This window comes from Stenotrophomonas sp. YJH_SMC_14-1 (assembly GCF_059372275.1).
Window position 1 is genome coordinate 122,572 of record NZ_JCAFVK010000011.1, and the last position, 6,000, is coordinate 128,571.

The 6,000-nt window shown below is 67.0% G+C and carries 6 protein-coding genes; all 6 read right to left on the reverse strand.

The window, feature by feature from the left end:
* Positions 1 to 47: 47 nt before the first annotated feature.
* Positions 48 to 764, reverse strand: coding sequence for a haloacid dehalogenase-like hydrolase (locus AC5P9P_RS18950; protein ID WP_005411318.1), 717 nt, complete (start codon positions 762 to 764; stop codon positions 48 to 50).
* Positions 761 to 1,555, reverse strand: a complete 795-nt coding sequence (trpC, locus tag AC5P9P_RS18955; protein ID WP_049432395.1) for an indole-3-glycerol phosphate synthase TrpC — start codon at positions 1,553 to 1,555, stop codon at positions 761 to 763. Before trpC ends, AC5P9P_RS18950 begins: the two co-directional genes overlap by 4 nt.
* 75 nt (positions 1,556 to 1,630) lie before the next feature.
* Positions 1,631 to 2,662, reverse strand: a complete 1,032-nt coding sequence (trpD, locus tag AC5P9P_RS18960; RefSeq protein ID WP_005411320.1) for an anthranilate phosphoribosyltransferase — start codon at positions 2,660 to 2,662, stop codon at positions 1,631 to 1,633.
* A 16-nt stretch (positions 2,663 to 2,678) separates the two neighbouring features.
* Positions 2,679 to 3,266: an anthranilate synthase component II gene (locus AC5P9P_RS18965; protein ID WP_005414697.1), complete on the reverse strand. Its 588-nt coding sequence runs from the start codon at positions 3,264 to 3,266 to the stop codon at positions 2,679 to 2,681.
* Between the two features lie 2 nt (positions 3,267 to 3,268).
* Positions 3,269 to 4,048, reverse strand: coding sequence for an SIMPL domain-containing protein (locus AC5P9P_RS18970; RefSeq protein ID WP_033833581.1), 780 nt, complete (start codon positions 4,046 to 4,048; stop codon positions 3,269 to 3,271).
* A gap of 66 nt (positions 4,049 to 4,114) precedes the next feature.
* Positions 4,115 to 5,590, reverse strand: a complete 1,476-nt coding sequence (gene trpE / locus AC5P9P_RS18975; protein WP_033833582.1) for an anthranilate synthase component I — start codon at positions 5,588 to 5,590, stop codon at positions 4,115 to 4,117.
* Positions 5,591 to 6,000: the final 410 nt, after the last annotated feature.

Genomic DNA, 6,000 nt, shown 5'->3' on the forward strand with positions numbered 1-6,000 from the left:
CGTCATCGTGCGATGGGGTCAGGCCCCGGACGGGATCCGGCCCCGGGCTACGCCTTGTCGCCGCCGCGGTCCACGCAGCCCCAGTTGAGGATGCGGGTGCCGGCCGGCAGCACGCGGCGGAAGAAGTCCACCCTGGATCGCTTCGGGTTCACCACCACCGGCGCCTTGGCGGCCAGCAGCAACGGCAGGTCGGCGGTGCTGTCGGAGTAGGCGATGTCGATATTGCCGTAGCCGCGCTCGCGCAGCATGCGCATCTTTTCTTCGTTGTGGCAATGGCGGGTCGGGCCGACGCCGCCCAGTCGCGGGCCGACCTCGGTGCCGATCACCGGCACGTCCTGGTGGGCAACGAACGCCAGGATGGCGCGGGCCAGTTCCGGCGGCGCGCCGGTGGCGACCACTACACGGTCGCCCTTGGCACGGTGCGCGGCGAACACCTCCAGCGCCTGTGGCAGCAGCTTGGCGCGCATCTGCGCCTCGTTGCGCAGCACGTAGGCATCGATCACCTTGTTGAAATCGCGCGCACGGTGCAGGCCGAAGCTGCCGATCCACACGTAGACCGAAATACCCGTTCGGCGGGTCGGCAGCATCGCCACCAACGGCCCGGCGATCGGCGTGACCAGCAGCGCGGCCAGCATGCGCAGCGGGTTGCGCTTGATCAGCGAGGCGAACAGATGGGTGCCCGAATCGCCGTCGTAGAGGGTGTGGTCGAAATCGAAGACCACCAGCGGCGCATCGTCGCGCGGCGTCGGATAGTGCGTTGTCATGCCGCGAAGAATAGCTGACGCAGGCCCTCGCCCGGCTCTTCCACGCGCATGAAGGCCTCGCCGACCAGGAATGCATGGATGCCGGCATCGCGCATCAGCGCGACGTCCTGCGGGCCGAGGATGCCACTCTCGGTGACCAGCAGGCGGTCACGCGGCACCGCCTGCTGCATGTCCAGCGTGGTCTGCAGCGACACCTCGAAGGTGCGCAGGTTGCGGTTGTTGATGCCGATCATCGGCGCCGGCACCTGCAGCGCGCGCTCCAGTTCGTCGATGTCATGCACTTCCACCAGCACGTCCATGCCCAGCGACAGCGCCAGCTCGGACAACGTGGCCAGCTGGGTATCGTCCAGCGCGGCGACGATCAGCAGGATGCAGTCGGCGCCCAGCACGCGCGCCTCGTACACCTGGTAGGCGTCGATGACGAAATCCTTGCGCAGCACCGGCAGCGTGCAGGCTTCGCGGGCCTGCTGCAGATAGGCGTCGGCGCCCTGGAAGAAGTCCACGTCGGTCAGCACCGACAGGCAGCTGGCGCCACCGAACTCGTAGCTGACGGCGATGTCGGCCGGGCGGAAATCCGGGCGGATCACGCCCTTGGAGGGGCTGGCCTTCTTCACCTCGGCAATCACCGCCGGGTCGCCATTGGCCACCGCCGCCTGCAGCGCGCGCACGAAGCCACGTACCGGCGGGGCGCTGGCCACGGCGGCCTGCAGCGCCTCGAGCGGGCGCTGGGCGCGGCGCTGGGCCACTTCTTCGGCCTTGCGGGCCAGGATCGTCTGCAGGATGTCGCTCATCGTCTTCGGGTCGGTGCGGGGGGCGGTGAGGACGGCCATTATCGGCCATCGAGAGGGTGAGGCTGAACCGCGCGCTCAGGCAACCAGCGCGCGGGTGGTCTCCACATACTGCTGCAGGCGCTGGCGGGCGCTGCCATTGGCGATGGCGGCACGGGCGCGGGCCAGGCCGTCTCCGATGTCGCTGGCCACACCAGCCACGTACAGGGCGGCACCGGCATTCAGCGCGACGATGTCCAGCGCCGGGCCCGGCTCGTTGTCGAGCACGGCGCGCAGCATCTGGATGGACTGTTCCGGACCGTCCACGCGCAGGTTGCGGCTGGCCGACATGGCGATGCCGAAGTCCTCCGGGTGGATCTCGTACTCGCGCACCTTGCCGTCGCGCAGTTCGCCGACCAGGGTGCCGGCGCCCAGCGAGATCTCGTCCATGTTGTCACGGCCCCAGACCACCATCGCGCGCTCGGTACCCAGTTCGCGCAGCACGCGCGCCTGGATGCCGACCAGATCGGGATGGAACACGCCCATCAGTACCGACGGTGCACTGGCCGGGTTGGTCAGCGGGCCGAGGATGTTGAAGATGGTGCGCACGCCCATCTCGCGGCGCACCGGCGCGACGACCTTCATCGACGGGTGATGGATCGGCGCGAACATGAAGCCGATGCCGGTCCGGTCGATGGCCGCGGCCACCTGGTCAGGCTGCAGCTCGATCACCGCGCCCAGCGCTTCCAGCGCATCGGCACTGCCGGACTTGGACGACACGCTGCGGTTGCCATGCTTGGCCACGCGCGCGCCTGCAGCAGCAGCGACGAACATCGCGCAGGTGGAGATGTTGAAGGTGTGCGAGCCATCGCCACCGGTGCCAACGATGTCAACCAGGTTGGAGGTATCGGCCACCGGCACTGGCCGGGCGAATTCACGCATCACGGTGGCCGCCGCGGCGATTTCGTCCACGGTCTCCTTCTTCACGCGCAGCCCGGTGAGGATGGCGGCGGTCATCATCGGCGAGACATCGCCGCGCATGATCTGCCGCATCAGGTCGACCATTTCGTCGAAGAAGATTTCGCGGTGTTCGATGGTGCGATGCAGGGCTTCCTGGGGGGAGAAGCTCATGGGAATGCTCCTTGGATCAGGCCGCCGGGCGCTGCAGGAAATTGCGCAGCAGGGCGTGACCGTGTTCGGTGAGGATGGACTCGGGGTGGAACTGCACGCCTTCCACCGGGAACTGGCGGTGGCGCAGGCCCATGATCTCTTCGATCGAGCCGTCGTCGTTCTCGGTCCAGGCGGTCACTTCCAGCACATCAGGCAGGCTGTTCTTGTCCACCACCAGCGAGTGGTAGCGGGTGGCTTGGTAGCGGTCCGGCAGGCCGGCGAACACGCCCTTGCCTTCATGGCGGATCGGCGAGGTCTTGCCGTGCATGATGTTGCCAGCACGGATGACCGTGCCGCCGTAGACCTGGCCGATGCCCTGGTGGCCCAGGCACACGCCGAGGATCGGCGTGGTCGGGCCCAGGCGCTCGATCAGTTCCAGCGACACGCCCGCTTCGTTGGGCGTGCACGGGCCGGGCGAGATGACGATGCGCTCGGGCTTCTGCGCGGCAATCTCGTCCACGCTCATTGCATCGTTGCGCACCACCTTCACCTCGGCGCCCAGCGTCTGCAGGTACTGCACGAGGTTGTAGGTGAAGCTGTCGTAGTTGTCGATCATCCACAACATGGTCAGGTTCCGTCGCTTATCAGGAAAATGGCGTACACGTTTTCGGTGTAGGTGATGGGGCCGGCCTCCACCGACTCGCGCAGGCGCGAGCCCGTGGTCTCGATGCTGTTCATCGGTGCCTCGGGCGCGGGCGGCGAGGGCGGCGTTACCAGATCCCCACTGCTGGGCCAATTGCCCGCCTGCACGCCATAGGCAAAGTTCGGCGCTACATCGGAAATGCTGTACAGCCCGCGCAGCTGGGTGCCGTAGGCCTTGGCCAGGCCCTTCGCAGACTGGCGGGTCTGGGCCGCCGCCTCGCCCTTGAGTTCGCGGCGCAGCGCCACTTCGCCCGAGTACATCGGCGCCACGCTGCTGACCTGCAGGTTCTCGTTGGCCTTCAGCGCCCCCAGCACGTCCTGCATCTGCTGGACGCTGGCGAAGCTGGCGCGCAGTTGGCGTGACACGCGGGTGCCGATGAAAACCTGCCGGTTCTGCTCATAGCGCGTGGCAGGACCGACCCGCAGGTTGTCCGCGCGCACGCTGCCTTCCACCGCCTTGTGCTGCTTGAACAGTGCCAGCACGCGGGCAACGTTGTCCTGCACGCGGCGGCGCGCGGCGTCGGCATCCATGTCGGTCTCTTCGATGTTCAACTGCAGGCCGAACCGGTCCGGCATCACCACGCGACGCGCCTCGCCCTTCACCAGCAGGTGCGGCTGCGACGGAATGGTATTGGCCTGCGCCCACGCAGACGGGGCCATCGTGGCCAGCAGTGACGACCACAGCAATGCGCTCAGCAGCTTCATGCAGTACTCCTTGTCTTGAACGGGAACAGCGGAACGACCACGGCGCGGCGCCGTGGCGAGGCAGGCTTACAGGCCCTTGGCGGCCTGGGCGACGGCGCGGAACAGCGCGCGGCCCTTGTTCATCGTCTCGTCCCATTCCTTGTCCGGGTCCGAGTCGTAGACGATGCCGGCGCCGGCCTGCACGTACAGGCGGCCGTCCTTGATCACCGCGGTGCGGATCGCGATCGCGGTATCGGCATCGCCGTGCCAGCCGATGTAGCCGATGCTGCCGGCGTAGACATTGCGCTTGATCGGTTCCAGCTCGCGGATCACTTCCAGCGCGCGGATCTTCGGCGCGCCGCTGACGGTGCCTGCCGGGAAGGTGGCGCGCAGCACGTCGGCGTAGCTCAGGCCCGGCTGCAGCTGCCCGGTCACTTCGCTGACGATGTGCATGACATGGCTGTAGCGCTCGATCACGAACTGCTCGCCCACTTCCACGGTGCCCGCCCTGGACACACGACCGGCATCGTTGCGGCCGAGGTCGATCAGCATCAGGTGCTCGGCGCGTTCCTTCGGGTCGGCCAGCAGCTCGGCTTCCAGCGCCAGGTCCTGCTCGGGCGTGGCGCCACGCGGGCGGGTGCCGGCGATCGGGCGCACGGTGACTTTGCCATCCTGAAGGCGCACCAGGATTTCCGGCGAGGAGCCGACCACCTGCAGGTCGCCGACATCCAGGAAATACATGTACGGCGACGGGTTCAGTGCACGCAGCGCGCGGTACACATCCACCGGCCGCGCCTTGAACGGCACGCTCAGGCGCTGGCTCAGCACCACCTGGAAGATGTCACCGGCGCGGATGTATTCCTTGCTGCGCTGGACCGCATCGACGAACCCTTCGCGGGTGAACCCGGAAACGAAATCGGATTCGTCCAGCACATCGCTGTTGAGCGGTGCGGGATAACCGGCGCCCGGTGCACGCAGCTTGGCAGTCAGCGCATCCAGGCGCGCCTGGGCCTGCTCGAAGGCGCCCTCGACCCGGGGGTCGGCGTGCACGATCAGGTACAGGCGGCCCTTGAGGTTGTCGAACACGGCCAGCTCGTTGGAATCCAGCAGCAGGATGTCCGGCGTGCCCAGCTCATCGCGGCCGGCCGGCGGGGCCAGGCGTGGTTCGATGTAGCCGATGCACTCGAAGCCGAACCAGCCGACCAGGCCACCGGTGAAGCCCGGCAGGCCTTCCAGCTTCGGCACCGAGTGGGCGCTGCGCAGCGCCTCGACTTCAGCGAACGGGTCGGCGACCTCGCGGGTGTCCACCACCTGGCCGTCTTCTCGCACGGTCAGCGTGTGGCCGTGGAAGGCGTACACGCGGCGCGCCGGCAGGCCGATGATCGAGTAACGACCAAAGCGCTCGCCGCCTTCGACGGATTCAAACAGGTAGGTATTGGGGCCGTCGGCGAGCTTCAGATAGACCGAAAGCGGCGTGTCCAGGTCGGACAGCACTTCGCGGACGACGGGAATGTGGGTGTGGCCTTCAGCGGCCTGCTGCTGAAACTGAGCGTGCGAGTTCAAGACGACTTTCCTTCCGGGACACAGCGTTATGGGGGCGGACGACGGCAACGGGCCACCATCGCCACCAACGGCGTGCGGAAGAAAGGGTATGCGGGGTCGTCAGGCTGGACACCCCTTGACTGTATCGCAGCTTGGACGGCAGGGGAACCCTGGAAAACTGAACCACGGGACGGGCGGGGCCAGCCACGGAAACCGACGACGCGGACCGGTAGAGTCGACTGTTGGTCGACTTGCGCGCGTAGCGCGGGGTTTTACGCCGTCGGAACGAGAAGCAGTCGACTAACTGTGATCTCTCGGTAGGTTGTTCATCCGGGGCATCTTTGGAAAATGGTGGTTACCACACCTATCCAGTCCCCAAAGAGCCCGGATGAACCACCATAAAAATGCCCGTTTGACGCCGTTTAGTCGAG

Excerpts from the sequence above, each read along its gene's own strand:
- AC5P9P_RS18950 (WP_005411318.1), bottom strand. The coding sequence starts at position 764 with ATGACAACGCACTATCCGACGCCGCGCGACGATGCGCCGCTGGTGGTC.
- trpC (WP_049432395.1), bottom strand. The coding sequence starts at position 1,555 with ATGAGCGACATCCTGCAGACGATCCTGGCCCGCAAGGCCGAAGAAGTG.
- trpD (WP_005411320.1), bottom strand. The coding sequence starts at position 2,662 with ATGAGCTTCTCCCCCCAGGAAGCCCTGCATCGCACCATCGAACACCGC.
- AC5P9P_RS18965 (WP_005414697.1), bottom strand. The coding sequence starts at position 3,266 with ATGTTGTGGATGATCGACAACTACGACAGCTTCACCTACAACCTCGTG.
- AC5P9P_RS18970 (WP_033833581.1), bottom strand. The coding sequence starts at position 4,048 with ATGAAGCTGCTGAGCGCATTGCTGTGGTCGTCACTGCTGGCCACGATG.